General features: G+C 62.9%; 22 protein-coding genes. 15 read left to right on the forward strand and 7 right to left on the reverse strand.

Translation table 11 applies throughout. The features are described from left to right. Nucleotides 1–16: 16 nt before the first annotated feature. Nucleotides 17–1,159 (forward strand): polysaccharide deacetylase family protein, encoded by a 1,143-nt coding sequence (locus G6N83_RS05940; protein ID WP_165140283.1) that lies wholly within the window; start codon nucleotides 17–19, stop codon nucleotides 1,157–1,159. Between the two features lie 33 nt (nucleotides 1,160–1,192). Here the strand turns inward: G6N83_RS05940 and G6N83_RS05945 are convergent, their stop codons facing one another. Beyond that, nucleotides 1,193–2,335, reverse strand: coding sequence for a glycosyltransferase (locus G6N83_RS05945; protein WP_165140285.1), 1,143 nt, complete (start codon nucleotides 2,333–2,335; stop codon nucleotides 1,193–1,195). Between the two features lie 136 nt (nucleotides 2,336–2,471). Here G6N83_RS05945 and G6N83_RS05950 point away from each other — a divergent pair, with 136 nt between their 5' ends. Genes G6N83_RS05950 through G6N83_RS05960 form a run of 3 tightly spaced genes read left to right on the forward strand, consistent with a single transcriptional unit; the run spans nucleotide 2,472 to nucleotide 6,984 of the window. After that, nucleotides 2,472–2,732 (forward strand): glutaredoxin family protein, encoded by a 261-nt coding sequence (locus tag G6N83_RS05950; RefSeq protein WP_165140287.1) that lies wholly within the window; start codon nucleotides 2,472–2,474, stop codon nucleotides 2,730–2,732. Between the two features lie 55 nt (nucleotides 2,733–2,787). After that, complete coding sequence (locus G6N83_RS05955; RefSeq protein ID WP_241246301.1) at nucleotides 2,788–5,214, forward strand: acyltransferase family protein; 2,427 nt, start codon at nucleotides 2,788–2,790, stop codon at nucleotides 5,212–5,214. Nucleotides 5,215–5,271: 57 nt separating this feature from the next. Beyond that, nucleotides 5,272–6,984: an aldehyde dehydrogenase family protein gene (locus tag G6N83_RS05960; protein WP_165140289.1), complete on the forward strand. Its 1,713-nt coding sequence runs from the start codon at nucleotides 5,272–5,274 to the stop codon at nucleotides 6,982–6,984. Nucleotides 6,985–7,004: 20 nt separating this feature from the next. Here the strand turns inward: G6N83_RS05960 and gad are convergent, their stop codons facing one another. Both gad and G6N83_RS05970 read right to left on the reverse strand, forming a co-directional pair. Continuing rightward, the gene (gad, locus tag G6N83_RS05965; RefSeq protein WP_165140291.1) at nucleotides 7,005–8,369 is read right to left on the reverse strand and encodes a glutamate decarboxylase; all 1,365 of its coding nucleotides are present in this window, start codon (nucleotides 8,367–8,369) and stop codon (nucleotides 7,005–7,007) included. Between the two features lie 70 nt (nucleotides 8,370–8,439). Continuing rightward, nucleotides 8,440–9,426, reverse strand: a complete 987-nt coding sequence (locus tag G6N83_RS05970; protein ID WP_165140293.1) for an SDR family NAD(P)-dependent oxidoreductase — start codon at nucleotides 9,424–9,426, stop codon at nucleotides 8,440–8,442. 88 nt (nucleotides 9,427–9,514) lie between these two features. Here G6N83_RS05970 and G6N83_RS05975 point away from each other — a divergent pair, with 88 nt between their 5' ends. Next, complete coding sequence (locus tag G6N83_RS05975; RefSeq protein ID WP_165140296.1) at nucleotides 9,515–10,339, forward strand: HAD-IIA family hydrolase; 825 nt, start codon at nucleotides 9,515–9,517, stop codon at nucleotides 10,337–10,339. 104 nt (nucleotides 10,340–10,443) lie between these two features. Here G6N83_RS05975 and pyrE read toward each other — a convergent pair whose 3' ends face one another. Continuing rightward, nucleotides 10,444–11,022 carry an orotate phosphoribosyltransferase gene (pyrE, locus tag G6N83_RS05980; RefSeq protein ID WP_165140298.1) on the reverse strand — a complete coding sequence of 193 codons (579 nt, stop codon included), beginning with the start codon at nucleotides 11,020–11,022 and terminating at the stop codon, nucleotides 10,444–10,446. Nucleotides 11,023–11,062: 40 nt separating this feature from the next. Here pyrE and G6N83_RS05985 point away from each other — a divergent pair, with 40 nt between their 5' ends. The 7 genes from G6N83_RS05985 (at nucleotide 11,063) to G6N83_RS06015 (ending at nucleotide 16,937) form a co-directional block, all read left to right on the forward strand. Next, the gene (locus tag G6N83_RS05985) at nucleotides 11,063–11,908 is read left to right on the forward strand and encodes an exodeoxyribonuclease III (RefSeq protein WP_165140300.1); all 846 of its coding nucleotides are present in this window, start codon (nucleotides 11,063–11,065) and stop codon (nucleotides 11,906–11,908) included. Between the two features lie 6 nt (nucleotides 11,909–11,914). Beyond that, nucleotides 11,915–12,235, forward strand: coding sequence for a putative quinol monooxygenase (locus tag G6N83_RS05990; RefSeq protein WP_165140302.1), 321 nt, complete (start codon nucleotides 11,915–11,917; stop codon nucleotides 12,233–12,235). 29 nt (nucleotides 12,236–12,264) lie between these two features. Next, complete coding sequence (locus tag G6N83_RS05995; protein WP_241246302.1) at nucleotides 12,265–13,497, forward strand: sensor histidine kinase; 1,233 nt, start codon at nucleotides 12,265–12,267, stop codon at nucleotides 13,495–13,497. Beyond that, on the forward strand, nucleotides 13,490–14,146 hold the full coding sequence (locus G6N83_RS06000) for a response regulator (RefSeq protein ID WP_165140304.1): 657 nt from the start codon (nucleotides 13,490–13,492) through the stop codon (nucleotides 14,144–14,146). Before G6N83_RS05995 ends, G6N83_RS06000 begins: the two co-directional genes overlap by 8 nt. A gap of 83 nt (nucleotides 14,147–14,229) precedes the next feature. Continuing rightward, the gene (locus tag G6N83_RS06005; RefSeq protein WP_165140306.1) at nucleotides 14,230–15,114 is read left to right on the forward strand and encodes an ABC transporter ATP-binding protein; all 885 of its coding nucleotides are present in this window, start codon (nucleotides 14,230–14,232) and stop codon (nucleotides 15,112–15,114) included. Then, complete coding sequence (locus tag G6N83_RS06010; RefSeq protein WP_165140308.1) at nucleotides 15,111–16,229, forward strand: ABC transporter permease; 1,119 nt, start codon at nucleotides 15,111–15,113, stop codon at nucleotides 16,227–16,229. The genes G6N83_RS06005 and G6N83_RS06010 overlap by 4 nt, the downstream gene beginning before the upstream one ends. A gap of 123 nt (nucleotides 16,230–16,352) precedes the next feature. Continuing rightward, the gene (locus G6N83_RS06015; RefSeq protein ID WP_208379734.1) at nucleotides 16,353–16,937 is read left to right on the forward strand and encodes a nitroreductase family protein; all 585 of its coding nucleotides are present in this window, start codon (nucleotides 16,353–16,355) and stop codon (nucleotides 16,935–16,937) included. Here the strand turns inward: G6N83_RS06015 and G6N83_RS06020 are convergent. Then, nucleotides 16,822–17,265 carry a VOC family protein gene (locus tag G6N83_RS06020; protein ID WP_165140310.1) on the reverse strand — a complete coding sequence of 148 codons (444 nt, stop codon included), beginning with the start codon at nucleotides 17,263–17,265 and terminating at the stop codon, nucleotides 16,822–16,824. The genes G6N83_RS06015 and G6N83_RS06020 overlap by 116 nt on opposite strands. A gap of 60 nt (nucleotides 17,266–17,325) precedes the next feature. After that, nucleotides 17,326–19,119, reverse strand: a complete 1,794-nt coding sequence (locus tag G6N83_RS06025) for a glycoside hydrolase family 15 protein (protein ID WP_165140312.1) — start codon at nucleotides 19,117–19,119, stop codon at nucleotides 17,326–17,328. A gap of 33 nt (nucleotides 19,120–19,152) precedes the next feature. On the opposite strand from G6N83_RS06025, the gene G6N83_RS06030 reads away from it, so the two are divergent. Next, nucleotides 19,153–20,514: a glucose-6-phosphate dehydrogenase gene (locus G6N83_RS06030; RefSeq protein ID WP_165140314.1), complete on the forward strand. Its 1,362-nt coding sequence runs from the start codon at nucleotides 19,153–19,155 to the stop codon at nucleotides 20,512–20,514. Between the two features lie 8 nt (nucleotides 20,515–20,522). Here G6N83_RS06030 and G6N83_RS06035 read toward each other — a convergent pair whose 3' ends face one another. Further along, complete coding sequence (locus G6N83_RS06035) at nucleotides 20,523–21,017, reverse strand: DUF4188 domain-containing protein (protein WP_165140316.1); 495 nt, start codon at nucleotides 21,015–21,017, stop codon at nucleotides 20,523–20,525. Nucleotides 21,018–21,089: 72 nt separating this feature from the next. Here G6N83_RS06035 and G6N83_RS06040 point away from each other — a divergent pair, with 72 nt between their 5' ends. Both G6N83_RS06040 and G6N83_RS06045 read left to right on the forward strand, forming a co-directional pair. Beyond that, nucleotides 21,090–21,701, forward strand: coding sequence for a MerR family transcriptional regulator (locus G6N83_RS06040; RefSeq protein ID WP_165140318.1), 612 nt, complete (start codon nucleotides 21,090–21,092; stop codon nucleotides 21,699–21,701). A gap of 87 nt (nucleotides 21,702–21,788) precedes the next feature. Further along, on the forward strand, nucleotides 21,789–22,355 hold the full coding sequence (locus G6N83_RS06045; RefSeq protein ID WP_165140320.1) for a hypothetical protein: 567 nt from the start codon (nucleotides 21,789–21,791) through the stop codon (nucleotides 22,353–22,355). The last annotated feature ends 2 nt before the right edge of the window (nucleotides 22,356–22,357 follow it).

Here is a 22,357-nt window from a genome sequence, read left to right on the forward strand (position 1 = left end):
AAGGCTTGGGGGAGCTATGGCGTCACGTTCGTCGAGTCGAGCACGTCGGAAGAAGCGGCGTATCGCGATCGCGGTGGGCGTATCAGCTCTCGCGGTTGGCTTGATCGCCGCGGGGAGTGTTGTCGCGGTGCGGCTCACGGCGTCGGAGCCGTCGGCCGCGGTTTCCGCCGCTGCGACGAAAACGCCGACACCCACGCCAACCCCTACGCCACTGACCCCGGCCGAAGCGCTGCTCGAAGAGGCAAACGACCCCTCGGCGTGCGCGGTGAGTTTCGTGGGCGATTCCGTCCCGGATGCGCCTATGCTGCAAACGCAGGACGCACTGTTTTCTTACCTGCCGATACCCGAGCGCGAGGGCGCCGTTTTCGCCGGGTGGTACGCGACAGAGGCGGATGCCGCATCCCGCAATACCGCGGCTCGCGTCAACGGGTCTGACGTCGTTGCGTGCACCGATCAGGAACTCACCCTCTACGGTGGTTGGGCGAGCCCGGACGATGTCACGGCCGAAGACACCGGTGTACCGATCTTGATGTACCACCAGTTCACGACGCGGCCAGAGGGTGAAGACGGTTGGCTGCGCGGTAATTACGCCTATATCGGTGATTTTGAAGAGCAGATCACCTACATCGCCGACTCCGGCTTCTACCTCCCCACCTGGGACGAACTCAGCGCCTTCATCGATGGGCGACTCTTCCTCCCTAACCGATCGGTCATCGTCACCGACGACGACGCCGACTCGTCGTGGCTCGAGCTCGCAGCCCCGGTCGTCGATTCGCACGGGGTGCTCACGACATCCTTCGTCATCACGAAGTATCGATCCGAGGGCACACCGTCGAAATATGTCTTGCAGCGCTCACACACGAACGACATGCATGAAGCCGGTGCAAATGGCGAAGGCCGCATGGTCAACTACACCGCCGAAGAAATCGCCGCAGATATGCAGACGTCAGCGGATATTCTCGGCGCCAAAGAAATCATGGCCTACCCGTACGGGCACTACAACGACACGGCAAAAGAGGGGCTCCGGCAAGCCGGCTTCGACATGGCGCGGACGATCGAGCAGGGCTACGTGCACGTCGGCACCGACAAGCTGGCGCTCCCCTGCATCCGTATGAACTACGGCATGGGATTAAACGACCTGATTTCGCTCATCGGCTAATCGCCGGTTTCTAACGCTGCGCCGAAGGCGGGGCTACAGCTCGCCGGGCGACATCGCCTGGCGGTCGGCCTCTTCGACGAAGGCACGCATTTTCGATGGCCGGCGCGACGTGCGCGGCGCGTAGACCACCAGTGAGTGGAACATGAAACGCACCACGAAAGCGACGACCAGCGTGATGGCCGTCGCAATTACGACGGAGATATGCCACGTCGAGATCATCAATGCCGTCACCGGTATGCGAACGAGCAACTCCGTGTTGTTGAACGCGAACGACTTCGCGAACCGGCTCCAGACACCTGCCGCATCGCTTTTCATGTCATTGAAAACGAAGCGTTCCTGCAACACGAAGTTGCCGAGGATTGTGATCTCAGCGGCGACGATCATCGCGGCGATATCACCGACACCCGTGCGGGAAAGCAGCCAGACGATCAGAAGATTGATGATCGCGCCGAGCCCGCCGATGACGGCGAAAAGCGACATCTTGCCGAACCGCAACGATGTGAGTTGAGAGAAAAAGTGCAGCCCTTCACGCAGCGACGCCTTTGATGCGCCGGCATGGCGGTCGGCGAATTCGAAGGGCACTTCAGTGACGCGCAGCGGACGCCGAGCGAGTATTTCGAGCAGAATCTTAAACCCGTGCGGGCGCAGAGCCTCGACGTCGATGCTTCGCCGGTCAACGAGGAAAAACCCGGTCATCGGGTCGGAGACATCCTTCAATCGAATCGGGAACATCGCCTTCGTCAGAGCCGTCGACAAGCGCGATACCGCGATACGAGTGTGGTCGGCGAGGCCCGCTGCCGATCCGTTTCCGGCGTACCTTGACGCCACGACGACATCGACTCCGCCGCTCTCGAAGCGGGTGAGGAGGGTCGGAATCTCCTCGGGTGGATGCTGGAGGTCGCCGTCCATCACTATGCACGCATCGAACGCGGCTGCACGAAGTCCGGCGACGACGGCGCCGCCAAGGCCGCCTGTCGGCCGATCACGATGGATGAGACGCACCGGAATCGACGCCGTCTCAGCGGCTGCTTTCACCGCTTCCGGTGTGGCGTCGGTGCTGTCGTCCACGAAAAGAATCTCAGCGTCCAGGCCCGCGGTCGCAGCAGACACTCGCTGCACGAGCTCGGCAACGTTGGGTGCCTCATTGAACGTCGGCACAATGACGGTGACCTGCATGCGGCCCCTCCGGAATCAACGGTCGCGCCGCCTCCGGCGCGATCTCCTCCATCGTGTCATGCGTACATATACATATGGGTGATGCTGGTCACAATACAAAGGAGCCCTCCAGATTGAGCGGCTTTACTCTTGAACCATGACCACTAACGCAACCCCCCTCACGCTTTTCGGCGCCGACTGGTGCCGGGACTGCCGCCGCACCAAGGCTCAACTCGATGAGCTAGGCGTCGAATACGAATACGTCGACCTCGTAGCGACCCCCGAAGCGGCCGATGTCGCGCACGAAATTTCGGGTCGCACCAACATTCCGGTCGTGCTGTACCCCGATGCAACGCACCACGTCGAGCCGAGCAATGACGATGTCGCGACCAAGCTTCGGGAGCTTTCGCTCATCTAGAGCCCGGTTGCGCTGACGGTGGGATCGGTCCCAGGGGTTTAAACTCTGCAACGAAGTGCACTCGACCGACCCCATCTCCACACAGCAACTCGCGGACTCTTCTTCGCGCCCTGCTGCTCGTCGTGATATTCAAGGGCTGCGCGCTGTCGCTGTCGTCGCGGTGGTACTGAGCCACCTCCTCGAGTGGCCGATCGGCGGTTTCGCGGGCGTCGATGTGTTTTTCGTCATCTCGGGCTACCTGCTCACGGCGATCATTTTGCGAGACATCGCCGCAACCGGATCGGTATCGCTGCGCTCGTTTTACGCCAGGCGCATCCGACGGATCCTTCCCGCGGCCGTTGTCGTATTGATCGCCGTCAGTGTCGCGTCTTACTTCGCCTTCAACCGACCGCGTGCAATCACCACGATGTGGGACGCGGTTTCGTCGTTCTTCCTCGTGGCCAACTGGGACTTCGCTCTCACCGGCACCGACTACTTCCAGGCAGCGGATGCCGTCTCGCCCCTGCAGCATTTCTGGTCGCTGTCGGTCGAGGAACAGTTCTACCTCGTCTGGCCCGGCCTTCTCGCGTGCACGCTGCTGCTCTTGCCAGTAGCGGCGCGAAAAACAACACGCGCCAGAGTCGTGGTGGGCGCGCTCGCGGGTGGTGTGCTGGCGGCATCCTTCGCCTGGGCGGTTGTGCAGAGCTCGAGCGACCCAACAGTCGCGTATTTTTCCACGCTGACTCGGGGCTGGGAGATCGCCCTTGGTGCAGTGATCGCGGTTCTTGCGCCGCGACTCGCGCGGCTGTCCACAGCAATTGGCGCGCTCCTCAGCTGGGTGGGGCTTGCGATTGTCATTGCCTCGTTCTTTCTGTTGTCCCCCTCGAATCCGCCCTTTCCGGGCCCGGGCGCTGCCCTCCCCGTGTGCGGCGCGGCACTCGTCATCGTCGGTGGGATGCGGGGCGGCGCTCAACATCACCTGTTTCCGCTCACGAACCCCGTGAGTGTCTTCTTCGGCAACATCTCCTACTCGCTCTACCTCTGGCACTTTCCTGTCATCGTGTTCGCCGCGGTGCTCCTTCCGGAGAGCACAGAGCTCAACCTCGCCATCGTGGTGGGCGGCATCTTCGTGTTCTCGTTGACGTCGTATTTCCTCATTGAGCAGCCGCTGCACCGCTCACCGTGGCTCCGGCGATATGCGCCGTCGTCTGATGCGCAGGCAGCGAAGACGCCGCCACCCGTTCAGCCTGTGCGGGATGAAGCGCCAGTTGCCACGCCACGCATCGAGACACGACCAGCGGGCTGGACTCCCGGTCAGCGCTACTTTCCCGGATCAGCTCCGCGCCCGTCGCAACCGCGCCCGTCGCAACCGCGCCCGTCGCAACCGCGCATCGTGCCGCCGCGGCAAGATGTCGTTCTCGCCGCCGCAGCACCCGCAGCACCAGAGCCCGCTGAGCCTCCTGTGGTGTCGATGAGCGCGCGTGAAACTCGGCGCGCCGCCTGGTCACGGTGGCGGGAAACATTCGGGTCGCAGCTCGGAATCACAGCGGGCGCCTTCGCCGTTGCTGTGACTGCACTGCTGCTTCTGACGAACAGCGCGATGGGCGGCTCACTCATCACTCCCATCGGGCCAACAGTCGCGGCCACTTCCGACGACGCAACTGACCCGACGCCGGCGATTCAGGCTGAGCTCGCGGCCGCGACCCAGGCGACGGAGTGGCCCGACCTCAACCCCTCGATGGATAGTGCGATCACTGCCGGATCACAAACGAACCCGGCCCGCACATGCTTCGAGCCCGCAACGACGCCCGATGTAAACGCCTGCACGTGGGGAAACGCCAACGCCCCGCGCCATATGTATCTCGTCGGCGACTCGACCGCGATGGCCTACGCGCCCGCGTTCAAAAAGATCGCCGAAAACAGCGGCGGCAACTGGCGCATCACAACAATCGGTCTCTACGGATGCCGCTTCACCGATGTCCTCGTACAGAATTCTGGTGCTGGAGTCATGGATGCCTGCACTCAGCGGAAAGCCGATATCGCGGCGATCGTGGCCGCCGATTCGCCCGATCTCGTCGTCGTTTCGAACGCGTACACACTCGGAAACACCGTCGCCGGCCAGCCGCTGTCGGTCACCGATCTGGTGTCAGGCACGCAAAACGAGATGGCGCAGTTCGATGCGGCCGGACGCATTCTCTACCTTGCACCTCCCCCCATGGGCGCAAGCCTCGGAAGCTGTTACTCCCCGCTCACGAGCCCGCTCAACTGCCTCGCCGGTGTCGATCCAACCTGGACCGAATACGAAATGGCGATGGAAGTCGCAGCGACGGTCTCGGGCGACCATGCGATGAGTTCACTCAGTTTTAGTTGCTGGGAAGGTTCGTGCCCAGCTTTTGCCGGCGGAATCCCCACGAAGTACGACCAAACCCACATGACGGCGGCATATGCAGAGCACATTGCTCCCGTTATCCAATGGAATCTCACACAGCTCGGACTCATGTGAACGATGGCGAACTAGGCTGAGGGTCCGTAACTGGCGCACCCGAAGAAGGGCCGAGCAATGAGCGATTCTCCACTCGCCGAAGCGATCCGCTCCGAGATCGATGCTGCGGTCGTGAGCCTTGAAACAGGTGCCCGGCTATGGGCGCAGCTCACTGTTGCGCAGCGCTCTCAGCTCTTAGAGCGTGTGCGTATGACGGTCGCGGCCGTCGCTGACGAATGGGTAGATGCGGCGTCTCGTGCCAAAAATCTCGACCCGGCGAGTCCGCTTCGCGGAGAAGAGTGGCTCACCGGGCCCTATGTCACACTTCAAGCACTGAGCGCATATCGCCGCACGCTCACGTCCCTTGCTGCCGGTGGCAGCCCGCTCGATGGCGTTTCGACGGGCACCGCCCCCGGTAATCGCCTGCGGATCAATGCGTTTCCCGCTGTGCCCCTCGACCACCTCGTGCTGTCGGGCTTTCGGGGTGAAGTGTGGCTCCAACCGGGGGTGTCTCTCGACGACGCTCGCGCGCACGCAGGTCTTGCGCAGCGGCATCCGCGCGAAAGCCACGGCATCGGTCTCGTGCTGGGGGCCGGAAACGTCACCGGAATACCCATACTCGACGCCCTCTACGAGCTGCTCGCCGCCGGTCGAGTGGTGCTGTTGAAGCTCAATCCCACGCAAGACGGCTTGGCAGATGTCTTCACCCGCGCGCTTGCCCCTCTCATCGAGCCGGGATTCGTGCGGATCGTGACGGGCGGAGGAGATGTCGGCGCGTACCTGACGCAGCATCCGGGCATCGGTCACGTGCACATCACCGGATCTGCGGCCACCTTCGATGCGATCGTGTGGGGTGGCGATAAAGAACGCGCCGATCCCGCTCTGCAAACCCCGATCACGGCGGAACTCGGCGGTGTGGCGCCTATCATCGTCATGCCCGGCGCCTGGAGCGACGCCGATCTTCGGTATCAGGCCGAACACATCGCAACCATGCGTCTTCATAACGGTGGACACAACTGTGTGGCCGGACAGGTCGTAATCATCAGTCGCGACTGGCACCTGCGAGAGAAGTTCCTCGAGGTGCTCGCAGACGCCTATCGTGACGCACCACATCGCACGCCCTGGTATCCGCGAAGCGATGAAAAACTCGCGACCGCGCGAAACGATTACCCCGAGGCAACATGGAGCGCCGACGGCACACGCGCCCTCGTCGACCTTCTGCCTGGCGAAGCACATGACCTCGAAATGACCGAATACTTCGCGCCGGTTTTGGGAGTCGTGGAGCTCGCCGGAAGCGGTCAAGAGTTTCTCGACGCCGCTGTGGCCCACGCCAATAACAAGCTCGTCGGCACCCTCGGCGCAAACGTGCTTATCGACCCCGCCACGGAAGCGACACTCGGGGCCGGTTTCGAAAGGGCGATCTCCGATCTGCACTATGGCGGAATCGCCATCAACACCTGGACAGGGGTCGTCTTCGCGACGCCGGTCTTATCGTGGGGTGCATTCCCCGGCGGCACACTCGGCGACGTCGGGAGCGGGCTCGGCGTCGTACACAACGCTCTTTTACTCGACCACGTGGAGCGATCAGTTCTTCGTGGGCCGTTTCGCCCATTTCCCCGGTCGGCCTCGATCGACAGCGTGCGCCACGGTCAATTTTCGGTGATCGCTCGGCCACCGTGGTTTGTCACGTCTCGCACTGCTGATCGTGTCGGCGAAGGGCTTACGAAGTTTCAGACCGACCACGATCCGCTGCGGCTGGCTCGTACGCTCGCCCTCGCCATGCGAGCGTAAGCGTCCGAGCCAGCAGCGATCTAGTGGTGGAAAGCGGGGGCCCGTTCAGCGTCCGGCATCGCTGACGGTAAGCCATCGAGATACGCGACTTCGTCACGGAAATCACCCATGAGCTTCTGCGCCATATCGAGACTCAAGTCGGCACGTACGACGATTCGCTGCACGATGACCTCTTCTAGATCTGCGGGTAGTGGATACGCCGGTATCAACCACCCCCGCATGCGCAGCCGGTCACTCAGGTCGTAAAGCGTCCATTTGTCGGTGTAGTCATCGTTCAGTGTCCACGCAAACACCGGAATGTCGGTGCCCGAGCTGATGAGACGGAACGGCTTCATCTCGCCGATAGCGCGCGAAAGGTACACCGCGACATCCTGGGACCCCTGCTGCATCTCGGTGTATCCAGAAAATCCCAGCCTCAAGAACAGGTAGTACTGCAACAGCACTTGAGCGCCGGGGCGCGAGAAGTTCAGCGCGAACGTGGGCATGTCGCCGCCGAGATACGACACCCGCATGACGAGATCCTCCGGAAGCCACTTCGCTTCGCGCCATACGACCCATCCGAGACCGGGGTAGACGCCACCGTACTTGTGCCCGGAGGTTGAGATCGAGTGCACTCTTTCGAGGCGGAAGTCCCACTCGAGGTCAGGCTGCACGAACGGTGCAATCATCGCGCCCGATGCACCATCGACGTGAATCGGGATGTCGAGGCCCGTTTTCTGCTGAATCTCGTCGAGCTTTGCGGCGATTTCTCGCACCGGCTCATATGCGCCCGTGTAGGTGACGCCCATGATCGCGACGACACCTATCGTGTTTTCGTCAACGTAGTTCTCCAGGTCAGATCCGTCGAAAACCGGGTGCTCGGCCGTCACCGGCACGAGTCGCATCTCGACATCCCAGTAGTTGCAGAACTTTTCCCAACACACCTGAACCGCACTCGACATGACGAGGTTCGGTTTCTCCGTCGACTTACCTTCGGCGCGGCGGGCATGCTGCCAGCGACGCTTGAAGGCGAGGCCACCGAGCATGCAGGCCTCACTCGATCCCGTCGTGGATGTTCCCACGGCATCCTCGACATTTGGTGAATTCCAGAGCTCTCCGAGAATTCGCCAGCAATGGTCTTCCACCGCTGCCGTCGAGGGGTACTCGTCTTTGTCGATCATGTTCTTATCGAACGTCTCGGCATAGAGACGGTTCGCGTGATCGTCCATCCAGGTCGTCACGAACGTGGCGAGGTTGAGGCGTGCGTTGCCATCGAGCAGAGCTTCGTCGTGCACGAGCTGATACGCCGTCTCGGGAAGCATCGGCTGAGCCGGGAGGCGATTACGCGCGCGTGAACTGGTTCGCGTCCCTCGATCAAACACTGGGGTCAATTCGTCATCTGGCATCTGGCACCTTCCTTACGGGGTTATCGGGATAGCCACAGCGTGGACGAGCGGAACGCTCGATGAGTGCTCGTCAGGCGCGAGCAGCCTTTTCGAACGGCCACCGAACCTGGGCGGCTTTTTCGCATACGTGCCACAGCCGGTCACCGAGTTCAGTGCTGCGGGTGATGCGAGATGGCGTCGTGCGGCGCGGCTCGCCGTGCATGACATACTTCGGGCCCCACATTTCGCCGCCCTCAACGTCTGGGTCGACGAGGGCCCGTACGAGTGGCCACGCGCCGTGCTCTTTGGACTGCGTTATGGGGGCTTGCAGATTGTCGACAAAGCGCGCTCTTCGTGTGGGCTCGTTGACGCCACGCACAAACGGCGTGCGCCCACTGATGGCGTAGCCGGGATGCGCAATCACACTTTCTACCGGCACACCGGTATCCCGCAAGCGCCGGTCTGCCTCGAGCCCCAGAGCGGTCGTGGCGACTTTCGACTGCACGTAGGCACGCCATGGGCTGTAGTCCTTGACGAGCTGCGGATCGATCGGGTCGTAGGGTCCCATCGACGTCGACATACTCCCCAGCCAAACCATGCGACCCTCGGCTGCGGCGAGCGCCGGAAGCAATTCGCCCGCGAGAGCGAAATGGCCCAGCACGTTCGTTGCGAAGACGAGCTCGTTTCCGTCGAGCGTTTCACACCGCTCTTTCGGCGGGTGAACCGTGCCGGCGTTGAGTAAGAGGCCATCGATCCGGCTTTCGAACCTCAGTCCTTTTCGCACCATGTGCTTCACAGACGCTGCTGCGGCGCGCACCGAACCCAGATTGCTCGTATCGAGAAGAAGTGTTTCGACGGGGCCTGTCGTTGTGGCATCCGTCACTCGCGACAGCAATGCGTTCCGGGCCGCCGCTAAACGGTTCGGACTGCGGCCCGTCATGATGACCCGCGCGCCCGCTCGGGCGAGTTGTTCACTCGAGAAAAATCCCAAGCCCGCGTTGGAACCCGTGACAAGGTATGTCCGACCCGTGAGGTCGGGCAGAAGGCGCGGATTCCAGTCCGCAGCGCGTCGGCTCACGCAACCGACCCTAGTGGCACCCGCACGCTGCGGACGACCGCGCGCCGAAGGTCGCGTGCCTGTCAGGTCATAGTTCTAAGCTGAACGTATGCGAACCCGCGCGGATATTGACTGCTGGCTCACCGATATGGACGGCGTGCTCGTGCACGAAAACCACCCCGTCCCCGGAGCGGCTGAGCTCCTCGCGCAGTGGCGCGACGGTGGCACGCCCTTTCTGGTGCTCACGAACAACCCCATCTTCACCCCACGCGATTTGAGCGCGAGGCTCCGCCGTTCGGGCCTCGATGTGCCCGAAGACAACATCTGGACTTCTGCCCTTGCCACTGCCGAATTCTTGAAGTCGCAGCTCCCGGGCGGGTCGGCGTTCGTCATCGGCGAAGCGGGACTCACCACCGCGCTCCACGAGGCCGGCTACATCATCACGGAATCCCAGCCCGACTACGTCGTCGTGGGCGAGACCCGTCAGTACTCGTTCGAAGCGATCACGAAAGCCATCCGCTTCATCAACGCTGGTGCACGTTTCATCGTGACCAACCCGGATGCCACGGGCCCCACCTCCGAGGGAGTGGTCCCCGCGACCGGGTCGTTCGCAGCCCTCATCACAAAGGCGACGGGCAAAGACCCGTACGTCGTGGGCAAGCCGAACCCCATGATGTTCCGCTCGGCGCTCAACCGCATCGGCGCGCACTCAGAGACCACGGGCATGATCGGTGACCGCATGGACACCGACGTTGTCGCTGGTATCGAAGCGGGTCTCCACACCGTGCTCGTCATGACCGGAATCAGTGACGCTGCCGAGATCGAACGCTACCCGTTCCGACCCGACGAAGTGCTGGACTCTGTTGCAGATCTGCTCAGCACGGGCCCGTTCGAGTCGGAGATGCCCGACGCGGGGGTCTCCGACCTTCTATGAGCGATGACCTCGGTCAGAACCTGATGTTGCTCACGGCGCTCGTCGTGACGCTCGGAACACTCGTGGTTTTCGTCTGGCAGTGGCTTCGCCGCGATCGCGACTGATTACTGAGGTGCAAGACCCAAGTCGTTGAGATCGATCGCTGCAAGCCACTGCAAACCGGCCGCTTCGACGGCGGCCTGCGCCCCAGTCTTGCGGTCGACAATGACAGCGACCGCAACGGGCTCCGCCCCCTCGCGGCGCAATGCTTCAACTGCTTTCAGTGCCGACTGGCCGGTGGTCGAGGTGTCTTCGAGCACGACGACGCGTTTGCCCGCGACATCCGCGCCCTCGATCTGACGACCGCGACCGTGGTCTTTGGGCTCTTTGCGCACGACGAAGGCGTCGAGTGGGTGGTTCGCGTGCACGGACTCGTGCATCACGGCGTTCGCGATTGGATCAGCGCCGAGAGTAAGTCCGCCGACGGCGACCACGCCATCAACATCACGGACGAGGTCGAGCATGATGCGCCCGATCGCGGGAGCCGCCCGGTGGTCGAGCGTGAGCTTTCGCATATCGACGTAGTACGTTGCTTTCTTGCCGCTCGACAGCGTGAAGTCGCCATGGAACACCGCCTCATCTTTGATGAGGGCGATGAGAGCTTGGCGGTCGGATTCGATCTCGGGCGTAGCGGCGACAGTCACGTGTCGATTCTATGGCGAGCCCCGGCTCTAGGCTGGTTGCATGCGTCTGGCTACCTGGAACGTCAACTCCATCCGCGCGCGCGTGGCGCGCACCGTCGACTTTTGCGCGCGTGAGGGCGTCGACGTACTGGCGATGCAAGAAATCAAGTGCAAGCCCGAGCAGTTTCCCTACGGTCCATTCGAAGATGCCGGCTATCAAGTCGTCGCTCATGGTCTCAACCAGTGGAACGGCGTCGCGATCGCAAGTCGCGAGCCCATCGAAGACATCGAGTACGCGTTCCCCGATATGCCGGGGTTCCTCAAGGGCCACGAAGGCCCGGGGGCACCGCAGGAGGCGCGGGCGCTCGGCGCGACCATCGGCGGAGTCAAGGTGTGGAGCCTCTATGTTCCCAATGGCCGCGGGCTCGACGACCCGCACTACCGGTACAAGCTCGAATGGTTGAGCGCGCTCACGGGCTACACCCGCGATGCTCTGGCGAAAAATCCCGATCTCGCCCTCGCTTTGGTGGGCGACTTCAACATCGTGCCGACCGACGAAGACAATGGTGACCCCACCCTCATTGAGGGGGTCACGACACACGTTTCAGTGCCCGAGCGCGAGGCGTTCGAGGGCCTGCTCGATGCCGGCCTCAGCGACACCGTCCGCCCCCTCATCCCCACGGGATACACGTACTGGGACTACAAGCAGCTTCGGTTTCCACGAAATGAAGGCATCCGCATCGACTTCATCCTTGGCTCGCACACCGTTTCAGACGCCGTCACCGGCGCGAAGATTCACCGTGATGAGCGAAAGGGCGAGATTCCGAGCGACCACGTTCCCGTGGTTGTCGACCTCGACCTCACGGGACCGGATGACGACGACGACCGCCCGATGATCTTCGGCTGAGCCGAAATGATCGTTCGCACATCTGAAGCCCTTGCTCGACCAGAGTCGAGGGCTGAGTTCCTCACAGCGCTGCGTGCTCTGGTCGAGGGCTTTCCCGCGGCCCACCCCGGGTTGATCGACCATGAAATCCTGGTCGATCAGGACAACCCCGACAGCATCCTCTACATCAGCCGTTGGGCGAGCGAAGCCGACCTCGTGACGTATGCCGGAGAGAGCTGGGCTACCGAGCCGGTGACGTTTCCCAACGAAGCCCACTATTTACAGCGGCCGTTGACACTTCGGCATTTCAACGAGCACGCCGTTACCTCCCCCGCGCGGGGGAGGTAACGGCTGCGCTTCCCCCGTACCGTTGAGGGGTGACACCGCTGACTCCGACGCAACGCAGAAGCGATGTGCTCCTGGCGGTCGCGTTGTGTTTAGGTGCGGTACTGAGCGCCGGGCTGTCTTCGGTCGCGGGTATGTACGGAACCGAGAAGGCCGGGATGCCGATGGCCATCGCCTATGCATTCGTGCTGGCCGTTCCGCTCGCCTTTCGAAGGCGATTTCCGTCGACGGTGGCGATCATCGTTGCTATCGCCTACTTCGCCGCAGTGTCGCTGCGGGTCCCGGAGATTTACGCGGGCAACATTGCGATGTTCATCATGTTCTACACCGTGGGTGCGTGGGACCCGAACCGACGCCGAGCGAAGTGGACCCGCGTTGCGATCACCGCGGGCATGTTCACGTGGTTGCTCATCTCGCTCTTTTTCGACGCCTCTGCATCGACCGACGACGGTCTTTCGCGTGCTGGTCTCTTTTCGCCCTATGCCGCATACATGCTGATCAACTTGCTGATCAACGTGCTGTACTTTGGCGGCGCGTACTACTTCGGCGAGCGCACATGGGCAGCATCCGAGCAACTCCGCGTGCTCGAAGTGCGCACTGCCGAGCTCGAGCGCGAACGTGCGCGGAGCGCCGCGCAAGCCGTGGAGCTCGAACGAGTGCGTCTCGCGCGTGAACTCCACGACGTTGTCGCACACCACGTGTCGCTCATGGGAGTGCAGGCGGGTGCGGCGCGCACAGTACTCCCCACTAATCCGGATGCCGCAGCCCGCACCCTCACGCAGGTTGAGGATTCCGCACGTACAGCATTGACCGAAATGCGACACCTCCTGCAGACTCTGCGCGCGGGTGATGAACCGGACGCCGCCTTGACCGCCCCCAGCCTCTCGGGGCTGGAAAGGCTCGTTGCAGAGAGTTCTGCCGCAGGCCTGCGCACCACGTTTCAGACCCTCGGCGAGCCGCGAGCCGTGCCCGCAACCGCGGAAGTGAATCTCTACCGCATCGCGCAAGAGGCACTCACCAATGCACGGCGGCACGGTGGACACGCCGCGACCGCTGATGTTCGCCTGCGTTACCTGGCGGGCGAAGTCGAGTTGGAGGTATCGAATACGGGGCGGATAGCGACATCGACGCGGTCAGGCATGGGACATCGCGGCATGCGCGAACGCGCTATCGCGTCCGGCGGCACCATCGAACTTCTGCCGGTGCGCGAGGGCGGTTTCATTGTTCGCGTGCGAGTGCCAATCGAGGATCACGCCGATGAGTGAATCGCTGCGTGTGCTGGTCGCGGACGATCACTCGATGATGCGCGCCGGCTTTCGTGTCATCTTGGAGGCCGCCGGTTTCGAGGTAGTCGGTGAGGCTGCGACCGGCGCAGAAGCGGTGACTCTGACGAAGGCATTGCGACCCGATGTCATCTGCATGGACGTTCAAATGCCCGACATGGACGGACTGGTTGCTACGGCTCAGATCGTCTCGGATCCCGACGTATCAGCGGGCGTTCTCGTCGTGACAACTTTCGATCGAGACGATTATCTGTTCGCCGCGCTCGAAGCTGGCGCAAGCGGGTTTCTGCTGAAGAACGCCGGACCCGAAGAACTGATCAATGCCGTGCGCGTGGTCGCCGCGGGCGATGCACTCCTTGCGCCCGAGGTTACGCGTCGCGTGATTGCGCGTTTTGCGGGAGCACAGAAACCGACTCCGTCGTCGGACACCGCGACGCCGCCCTCCCTCACCGAGCGGGAGCGCGACGTACTGACTCTCCTTGCCGACGCCCGATCGAACGCCGAGATCGCGGCGCGCCTGTTCATCGGCGAACAGACGGTGAAAACTCACGTGTCGAACGTGCTGCAAAAGCTGGGCGCGCGCGATCGTGCCCACGCGATAGTCCTGGCGTACCGACGGGGTCTGGTCTAAAGATCCCTCTCCCGGGGGAAGCGCCCCATCGTCCCTTTCCGTAGCGTCGATGACGAACACGTCGTCAAGCACAGGGAGGTTCCATGCTCCAACTCACCGGAGTCACGAAGAACTATGGCGAGCGCCGCGTGCTCGACAACGTCGGATTCGATGTTGAGCCCGGGAGGCTCACAGGGTTCGTCGGCGGAAACGGCGCCGGCAAGACGACGACCATGCGAATCGCGCTGGGCGTGCTGGCATCCGATGGCGGAACCGTCGAGCTCAACGGCTCAGCCGTGACAACGGATGACCGGCGGCGCTTCGGATACATGCCAGAAGAACGCGGGCTGTACCCGAAGATGAAGGTCGGCGAGCATATCGCCTACCTCGCGCGGCTTCACGGCTACAGCAAGTCCGACGCGACGACGAATGCCACGGCGCTACTTGACCGCCTCGGCCTCGGCGAGCGCCTCGACGACACCGTTGAGACCCTCTCGCTCGGCAACCAGCAACGTGCGCAGATCGCGGCAGCCCTCGTGCACGACCCCGAAGTCCTCATTCTCGATGAGCCTTTTTCGGGCCTTGACCCACTCGCGGTCGATGTCGTTGCCGCTGTGCTCTCAGAACGCGCCGCGGCTGGCACCGCCGTGCTGTTCTCGTCACACCAGCTCGACGTCGTCGAGCGGCTCTGCGATGACCTCATCATCATCGCCGACGGAACCATCCGGGCTGCGGGATCTCGCACAGAACTCCGCGAACAGCACGCCACCCACCGCTACGAAATGACCAGCACGGCGGATGCCGGTTGGCTCCGTGCCGTTCCGGGGATCACCGTCATCGAATTCGCTGCCGGGCACGCTGTCTTCGATGCCCCCGACGAGAGTGCCGCACAGGCGGCACTACGACAAGCACTCGAATACGGCGACGTCACCTCTTTCACTCCGCAGCGCCCAACGCTCGCTCAAATCTTCACGGAGGTCATCAAATGAGTGCCACAGCACGCACCTCACCCTCGACAGCGCAGAGCATCCGTCTGGTCGCAGAGCGTGAAATCGGGTCACGACTTCGCAGCAAAGCGTTCGTGATTTCGACTCTCATCCTGTTTGCTCTCGCGCTGGCTGCTGTGGTGTGGGGAGGTTTCACCGCAAGTTCCACATCGGCGACCACGATCGCTGTGACACCCGAGACATCGAGTCTTGTTTCGGATGCGGCTGGCCTCGAAGTCACCGCTGCGGCATCGGCCGATGAGGCGCTCACCCTCGTCGAAGATGGCACGGTGTCAGCGGCGGTCGTGCCGTCGAGCGCTGTGCCAGACGCCGAGGCGGGAGCATTCGATTTCACCATCGTTGGCGACACTGAACTGCCATCGGGGCTCGTGCAATCGCTCAGCCAAGTGCCGGCGACGTACCTTCTCGACCCGCCGAGCACAGACTTTCTGCTGCGCTACTTCGTTGCGCTCGGTTTTGGCATTGTCTTCTTGCTTGCCGCATCGACGTTCGGCGGCACGATCGCGCAGTCGGTCGTCGAGGAGAAGCAAACTCGCGTCGTCGAGCTTCTCATCTCAGCGATCCCGGTCCGAGCGCTACTTGCAGGCAAGGTGATCGGCAACACGATCCTGGCGATGGCTCAAATCCTGGTGCTCGCGGCGATAGCGGTTGTCGGACTCACCGTGACAGACCAGCAGCTCGTACTCGCAGGCCTTGGCGGGCCGCTTGTGTGGTTCGCGATCTTCTTCCTGCTCGGGTTTGTGCTTTTGGCATCCCTCTTCGCCGCGGCGGGCGCCATGGTCTCGCGCCAAGAAGACATCGGGGCGACCACTGCCCCCCTCACGATGCTGGTGATGCTGCCGTACTTCCTTGTCGTCTTCTTCAACGACAACCCTCTGGTGCTCACCGTGATGTCGTACATTCCGTTCTCGGCCCCCGTCGGCATGCCGTTGCGTCTCTACCTCGGTGAAGCTCAGTGGTGGGAGCCCCTCGTCTCGCTGGTCGTTCTCGCGGCGGCATGCGTCGCCGCGATCCTGGTCGCGTCACGCATCTACTCGGGGGCGCTGTTGCGGATGGGTGCGCGGGTGAAGCTCGCCGATGCGCTGAAGTCCCGCTAACTGCCGTGGAGAAGCGGCTCAGCGGAGATTCGCAGCGTGAGTGGGAACATTTGCGCGGGGCTATCCGTTGGAGCGGGATGGGCACGTAAACATCCCGCCCCCGTGTAGTTCAAGGAGCATGCTTTGACCATCATTCAGGACCGCGTCGCGGTTACCGATGTCCCCGTACTCGATGTCTTCGCCGAACGCTGGAGCACTCGCGTTTTCGACCCCGAGCTTCCCCTTGACGAAGAAGCCTTCGCCAGCGCCCTCGAGGCCGCACGCTGGGCACCTTCGGCGAACAACAGCCAGCCGTGGCGCGCAATCGTCGCCCGCCGTGGCACGTCAGACCACGAGAGCTTGATGTCGCACCTCCTCGGTTTCAACCAGGGCTGGGCTGGCTCCGCTGCAGCTCTCGTCGTCTTCGTGGCAGAGACCGAAACTGAAGACGGCACCGGCGCACCCTGGGCCATCTACGACACCGGCCAGGCAGCTGCCTTCTTCACCATCCAGGCGCACGCCGCTGACCTGGCAACGCACCAGATGGGTGGCTTCGACCGCGATGGTGTGAGCGCGGCCTTCGGCCTCGACGCACGCTTCACACCCATCGCTGTCATGGCAGTCGGCGCGTTCGGCGACAGCTCAGACTCGCCCGAATTCCTGCGCGACCTCGAGGCGGCTCCGCGCACTCGACGCCCCGTCGCCGATTCGCTGCTGCGCAACGCGTAGTCAGAAAACACCGGATGCCGCGCATGATCCCCTTCGCATCGGTCGGGATACGCGGGTCGTCGTAAATCTTCGTCGTGATGCCACGTGCATTGAGGTCGTCGACAGCCGCGTCGACATCCGGCACGGGCAGGTTGAGAATAGTGAACCCTGCGGGTTCATGGTCGGGCTTCGGATAGGCGATGATGTGTGCGCCGGAGCCGAGATGGAGCTCGAGAATTCCCATTTCATTCTCGGTGACGGTGAACCCGAGAACGTCGCCGTAGAAACTCCTCGCCGCTGCGATGTCGCGCACGGCGAAACCACTGAATGCGCCTTCGACTGTGAACATGGCACCCACCTTTCGTGTGGGCTCCACCTTGCTCTTCCGCGTCGCCGGTGTCTAGATCTTCTAGCTGCGCTTTGCGGCTCGGCCCTGGTGGCCGGCGAGAGCATCAGCTGCCCGCACGAGCGCGAGGTGCGACAACGCCTGCGGCGTATTGCCAACCTGCCGCTGACTCACGACGTCGTACTCTTCCGACAGCAGCCCTACGTCGTTCGCGAGCGAGCACAGGCGCGTCATCAGCGCTTTCGCATCTTCGATGCGGCCGCTGTTGGCGTACTGCTCGACGAGCCAGAACGAACATGCCAAGAACGGATGCTCCGCCCCCGGTAGCCCGTCGACTCCCGAGGCCGTGCGGTACCGGTGAAGGAGCCCATCACGCATGAGGGTCTTCTCCATCTGCGCGACCGTTCCGAGCATGCGCGGATCGTCGTAGGCGCAATAACCCACCTGCGGAAGAAGCAGGAGCGAGGCATCCACCTCGGTCGAGCCGTAATGCTGCACGAAGTAGTTGCCGTCGGCGTTGTAGCCCTGCTCATCGATTTCGGCGGCGACCTCGTCGCGCAGTCGTTCCCATCTTTCGACGGGACCGTCGAGCCCGAACTCCCGCACAGCACGCACGCCGCGGTCAAGCGCCGCCCACATCATGCCGCGCGACTGGGTGAACATCTGCAGTTCTCCGCGAATCTCCCAAATGCCGTTGTCGGGACGCGCCCGGTGTTCCTCAACGAACGCGAGAAGCGAGCGCTGCAGCGCCCACGAAAAAGGTGTCTCTTTCAGGCCGGCAGACCGGGCAGCTTCTAGGGCCACCATCACTTCGCCGATCACGTCAGCCTGATACTGCTGCCACGCACCGTTGCCGACGCGCACGGGAGCCGACCCGTCGTACCCGGGCAGACTCGTGATCTCACGCTCGGTGAGGTCTCTTTCGCCCGCGAGACCGTACATGATCTGCATTTGGCCGGGGTCTCCCGCGATCGCTCGCAGCAGCCACTCCCGCCACCGCGCTGTGACCCGAAGAAAACCGTGCGAGATGAGAGCTTCGATCGTGAGGGCTGCATCGCGGAGCCATACGTAGCGGTAGTCCCAGTTGCGCACCCCGCCGAAGTCTTCCGGGAGAGATGTGGTTGCCGCGGCCACGATACCGCCGGTGTCTTCGTGAGTCAGGGCGCGAAGCACGAGAAGCGAGCGCACGACATCCGCTTCGAAGGGTCCATCGTGATCGATACTCGCTGCCCAATCACGCCACCACGCGAGCGTGTGTCGCTTCATCTCGTCGACATTGACCGCATCGGGCATCGGGAGGTGCGACGGATACCACGTCAGACTCAGGTCACGCAGTTCGTGCGAGCGCACGGTGAACGACCCGGCGTGCACGTGGTCTTCGGCGCGCAGGTGAACGCCGCGCACGAGCACTGCGTCGGGGCCGGCGATACCGAGAATCGCGGGAAGCCCGTGAGATCCGACCTGACGCATCCACGGAATCGCGCGGGCGTAGTCGAAGCGCAGACGCAGTTGCGTCGTGAACTCGACGACGCCGCTGACACCGATCACCTGGCGGACGAGCTCGACGCGACCGCCGTCGACAGGCATGAATTCGTGCACCTCGGCAACGCCGGACGCCGTCTGCCACCGCGTGACCAGCACAAACGTGTCGCCGTCGTAGCGGCGGGTGGGCACGGCATCCGGGTCTGTCGGGCGAAGACTCCAGTGTCCGTGCGATTCATCTCCCAAGAGCGCGCCGAAGATCGACGACGAGTCGTAGCGCGGGAGACACAACCAGTCGATGCTGCCGTCGCGTGACACGAGAGCGGCCGTGCGGCAATTGCTGAGAATTGCATAATCCTCGATAGGAGTAGCCATGTGTCGATTGTGTCAGGGCGCTAGCGTAGGCGCATGGCAAACACCAGCACACTGCTTATCCTCGGCGCCTCGGGCGATCTCACCTCACGGCTGCTGCTGCCCGCGCTTGGCCAGCTGCTGACGATGCAACCCGAGCGTACGGTGACGCTCATGGGTGCCGGTATGGATGACTGGACCGACGAGCGCTGGCAGGGTGTCGTGAAGGATGCCTTCATATCGGTCGACGCAGAAGACGCTTTCGAGCGCGTCGCGGCTACGAGGTATCAGCAGGCCGACATCACGGCGACGGATGATCTGAAGAAATTGCTCTCGTCTGCCGAGGGCCACGTCGCCGTGTACTTCGCCGTGCCACCTGCGGTTGCTGCCACGGCGTGCGAGGCGCTCAACGGGGTCGACCTGCCGGACGGGCTCGTGCTGGCACTCGAGAAGCCATTCGGCACCTCTCAGAAGAACGCAGAAGAACTCAACGCGAAGCTCGCGGCGCTGCTGCCGGAGCGCCAGATTTTTCGCGTCGACCACTTTCTCGGCCGCTCCACTCTGCTGAACATTCTTGGTCTGCGCTTCGCGAACCAGGTGTTCGAGCCCGTGTGGTCTGCCGACCACATCGCCGAAGTTGAGATTCGATTCGACGAATCGCTCGGCCTCGAAGGCCGCGCTGGGTACTACGACAAGGCTGGGGCCCTTCGCGACATGCTCCAAAGTCACCTTCTGCAGGTGCTCGCTATCGTCGCCATGGGGCCACCGGCATCCATCGATGAAACAGATCTGCGTGCGGCAACTGCGGCAGCACTGCGTGCGACGCACGTGTGGGACGACGACCCGGTCGTCAACTCGGGCCGTGCGCGCTATACCGCCGGAAACATCGACGACCGCGACTACCCGTCGTATGTCGACGAGCCCGGCGTCGACCCCTCGCGCGACACTGAAACGCTCGCGGAAGCGAAGTTTGAAGTACGAAACGCCCGCTGGGCGGGTGTTCCATTCACCCTGCGATCCGGAAAAGCCCTCTCTGAGCCGCGCACGGAGATCGCCCTCAAATTCCGCCCGGTACGACACTTGCCGAGTGGCTTTGCCGGCGCCGCTGAGCCCTCGGTGCTGAGAATGTCACTCGGACCCGACACCATGTCGCTCGAGCTCAACGTCAATGGTGGTGAAGACCCCTTCGAGCTGCAACGCGTGCACCTCGACGCAGCGCTCGGCGCCGGTTCACTCCGCGCTTATGCCGAAGTGCTTTCCGAAGTGCTCGACGGCGAAGCAACACTGTCGGTGCGGGGAGATGCGGCCGAACAGTGCTGGCGCATCGTGCAGCCGATCCTCGATGCGTGGGAGGCGAACGAGGTTCCGCTCGACACGTACCCCGCGGGATCCCGCGGACCCGCCGGCTGGGACAACTAGCGCAGCAGCTACCCGCCCTCATGAGCAGTGCGACCGTCGGCCATCCGCGCCTGCGCGCGGTCATGTCTACGTCCAACCTCGACAAGCTCTGTTGCCTTAGCCAGGCCCATGGGCTTCGTTGACACGTACATACTCTCGGCGCGCTCGACAACGAAGGTTTCATGCCAGACACCGACGGATCCAGGAGCCTTGCGGGCCGCACGGTTGAAGGCGGTCCAGGCAGGGCGGTGCTCCTGCGAGGAGTTGGACGCGTAGGCGTAGAGCTTGTCGATCGATGACCAATACTCCACGACGTACGGGCCGCCTGCGCCGAGAAGCAGCTGGTAGCCGAGCATCCCTGAGTCGGGGTCTGCGGAGAGTTCCCGCAACATCCGCGGCATTGCGAAGAACGCTGGCATCCATAGATCTGGTCGCCACCAGCGATTGATCTGCATCCCGATATGAAAGACGACGAGTTCGCCCTCATGTTGATGTGTCATGCGGCCGGTTATGACTTTCGACATGATGACTCCTCGCAATTGGATAGCTTCACTATCTATAATGGATAGCGCTACTATCGAAGTCAAGAGGTGGCCATGAGAATTTCCGAACTGTCGACACAGACGGGCATGACCGTGCCGACGATCAAGTACTACCTGCGCGAGGGACTGCTTCCCGAAGGTGAGCGCAGCTCACCGACGCAGGCCACGTACGGCGACAAGCACGTGGAGCGGCTGCGGGTGATTCGAGCGCTGCTCGACGCCGGAGTGAGCATTGCTGAGACAAGACGGGTACTGACCGCGCTGGATGAGCCACCCGAGCATTCGTACGACCTGCTCGGAACTGCGCACGCGGCAATCACTCCACCGTTGGATGTGGCGCTAGACCTCAACGAGGCCGAACGAATCGTTTCTGCGCTGGGCTGGAAGCCAGGGACGTGCGATCTGGCCGTGTTGAACGAAGTCGCGCGAGCGGTGGAAGGTCTGGAGCGTGCCGGTTTTGTCGTACCGGATGCCGTGATGCGCGAGTATCTCGCGAGCATGCGCCGCATCGCGGATGCCGAGATCGCCGGCGTGCCGACGGAGTCTCCGGAGGCTGCGGTTCGGTATGTAGTGCTGGGTTCAGTGCTGGTGGAGCCACTGCTCTTGGCACTGCGGCGAGTAGCGCAGCAGGTGAGCTCGTGGGAGCGATTCGGCAGCGAGGGCTAGCGACCTTGCGCACCTTTGGTCGACCCGCGCTTTCAGCAGTATGCGCTTGCCATCATCCCCGTCTAGGGCGTTGTCTAGAGTGGGGTCATGCGGCGGCACTCGGCTCTGTTAATCGGCATCCTTTCACTCGCAACACTGACTGGTTGCGCATCCGGCGCGGCCGATGGAGTCAGCGTTTCGCCCGCGCCAACCTCCGAGACACCCGATACCTCGCAAGGGCCGGATGCCGCGGCACGAGCGCAGGCTCAGGCCTGGATCGATGCAGCCACGGTGCCGCCGGATGCCGTCCGTTCGGCTTCGGCCATCGGCGGCTTTCACTCGTACCAGGGGTGGCCCTGCCAACCAGTTATCGAGCAAGAAGCGTACTGGACGATCTCCGGTATGACTGTGGCAGAAACTGCCAACTGGCTGGCGGCGAATCCGACGGCTGACCTCGTCTCTACCGCCGTGGGGACCGTAGACGAGGAGGGGGACTACGACGAGGCAACCGTCGGTTACATTCCCGCGGACGATTCGCAGCAGGGAGTCGTTTACACGGTTGCGAAGAAGGAAGATGGCGTCGCGATCAGGGCTGAAGTTGCCGCCCTCACCGAATCCGCGGTCTGCCCCTCCCTCCCGCCTGGTTCGATCATGGGTAAACCGGGACAGGGCTAAAT

Source organism: Microbacterium endophyticum (genome assembly GCF_011047135.1).
Taxonomy (GTDB): Bacteria; Actinomycetota; Actinomycetes; order Actinomycetales; family Microbacteriaceae; genus Microbacterium; species Microbacterium endophyticum.

Coding starts and splice junctions, on each gene's coding strand:
- G6N83_RS06005 (WP_165140306.1), top strand. CDS start 14,230: ATGCTCCAACTCACCGGAGTCACGAAGAACTATGGCGAGCGCCGCGTG.
- G6N83_RS06045 (WP_165140320.1), top strand. CDS start 21,789: ATGCGGCGGCACTCGGCTCTGTTAATCGGCATCCTTTCACTCGCAACA.
- G6N83_RS06025 (WP_165140312.1), bottom strand. CDS start 19,119: ATGGCTACTCCTATCGAGGATTATGCAATTCTCAGCAATTGCCGCACG.
- G6N83_RS06035 (WP_165140316.1), bottom strand. CDS start 21,017: ATGTCGAAAGTCATAACCGGCCGCATGACACATCAACATGAGGGCGAA.
- G6N83_RS05950 (WP_165140287.1), top strand. CDS start 2,472: ATGACCACTAACGCAACCCCCCTCACGCTTTTCGGCGCCGACTGGTGC.
- G6N83_RS06010 (WP_165140308.1), top strand. CDS start 15,111: ATGAGTGCCACAGCACGCACCTCACCCTCGACAGCGCAGAGCATCCGT.
- G6N83_RS06030 (WP_165140314.1), top strand. CDS start 19,153: ATGGCAAACACCAGCACACTGCTTATCCTCGGCGCCTCGGGCGATCTC.
- G6N83_RS06040 (WP_165140318.1), top strand. CDS start 21,090: ATGAGAATTTCCGAACTGTCGACACAGACGGGCATGACCGTGCCGACG.
- G6N83_RS05985 (WP_165140300.1), top strand. CDS start 11,063: ATGCGTCTGGCTACCTGGAACGTCAACTCCATCCGCGCGCGCGTGGCG.
- G6N83_RS05940 (WP_165140283.1), top strand. CDS start 17: ATGGCGTCACGTTCGTCGAGTCGAGCACGTCGGAAGAAGCGGCGTATC.
- gad (WP_165140291.1), bottom strand. CDS start 8,369: ATGCCAGATGACGAATTGACCCCAGTGTTTGATCGAGGGACGCGAACC.
- G6N83_RS05975 (WP_165140296.1), top strand. CDS start 9,515: ATGCGAACCCGCGCGGATATTGACTGCTGGCTCACCGATATGGACGGC.
- G6N83_RS06000 (WP_165140304.1), top strand. CDS start 13,490: ATGAGTGAATCGCTGCGTGTGCTGGTCGCGGACGATCACTCGATGATG.
- G6N83_RS06020 (WP_165140310.1), bottom strand. CDS start 17,265: ATGTTCACAGTCGAAGGCGCATTCAGTGGTTTCGCCGTGCGCGACATC.
- G6N83_RS05990 (WP_165140302.1), top strand. CDS start 11,915: ATGATCGTTCGCACATCTGAAGCCCTTGCTCGACCAGAGTCGAGGGCT.
- G6N83_RS05960 (WP_165140289.1), top strand. CDS start 5,272: ATGAGCGATTCTCCACTCGCCGAAGCGATCCGCTCCGAGATCGATGCT.
- G6N83_RS05945 (WP_165140285.1), bottom strand. CDS start 2,335: ATGCAGGTCACCGTCATTGTGCCGACGTTCAATGAGGCACCCAACGTT.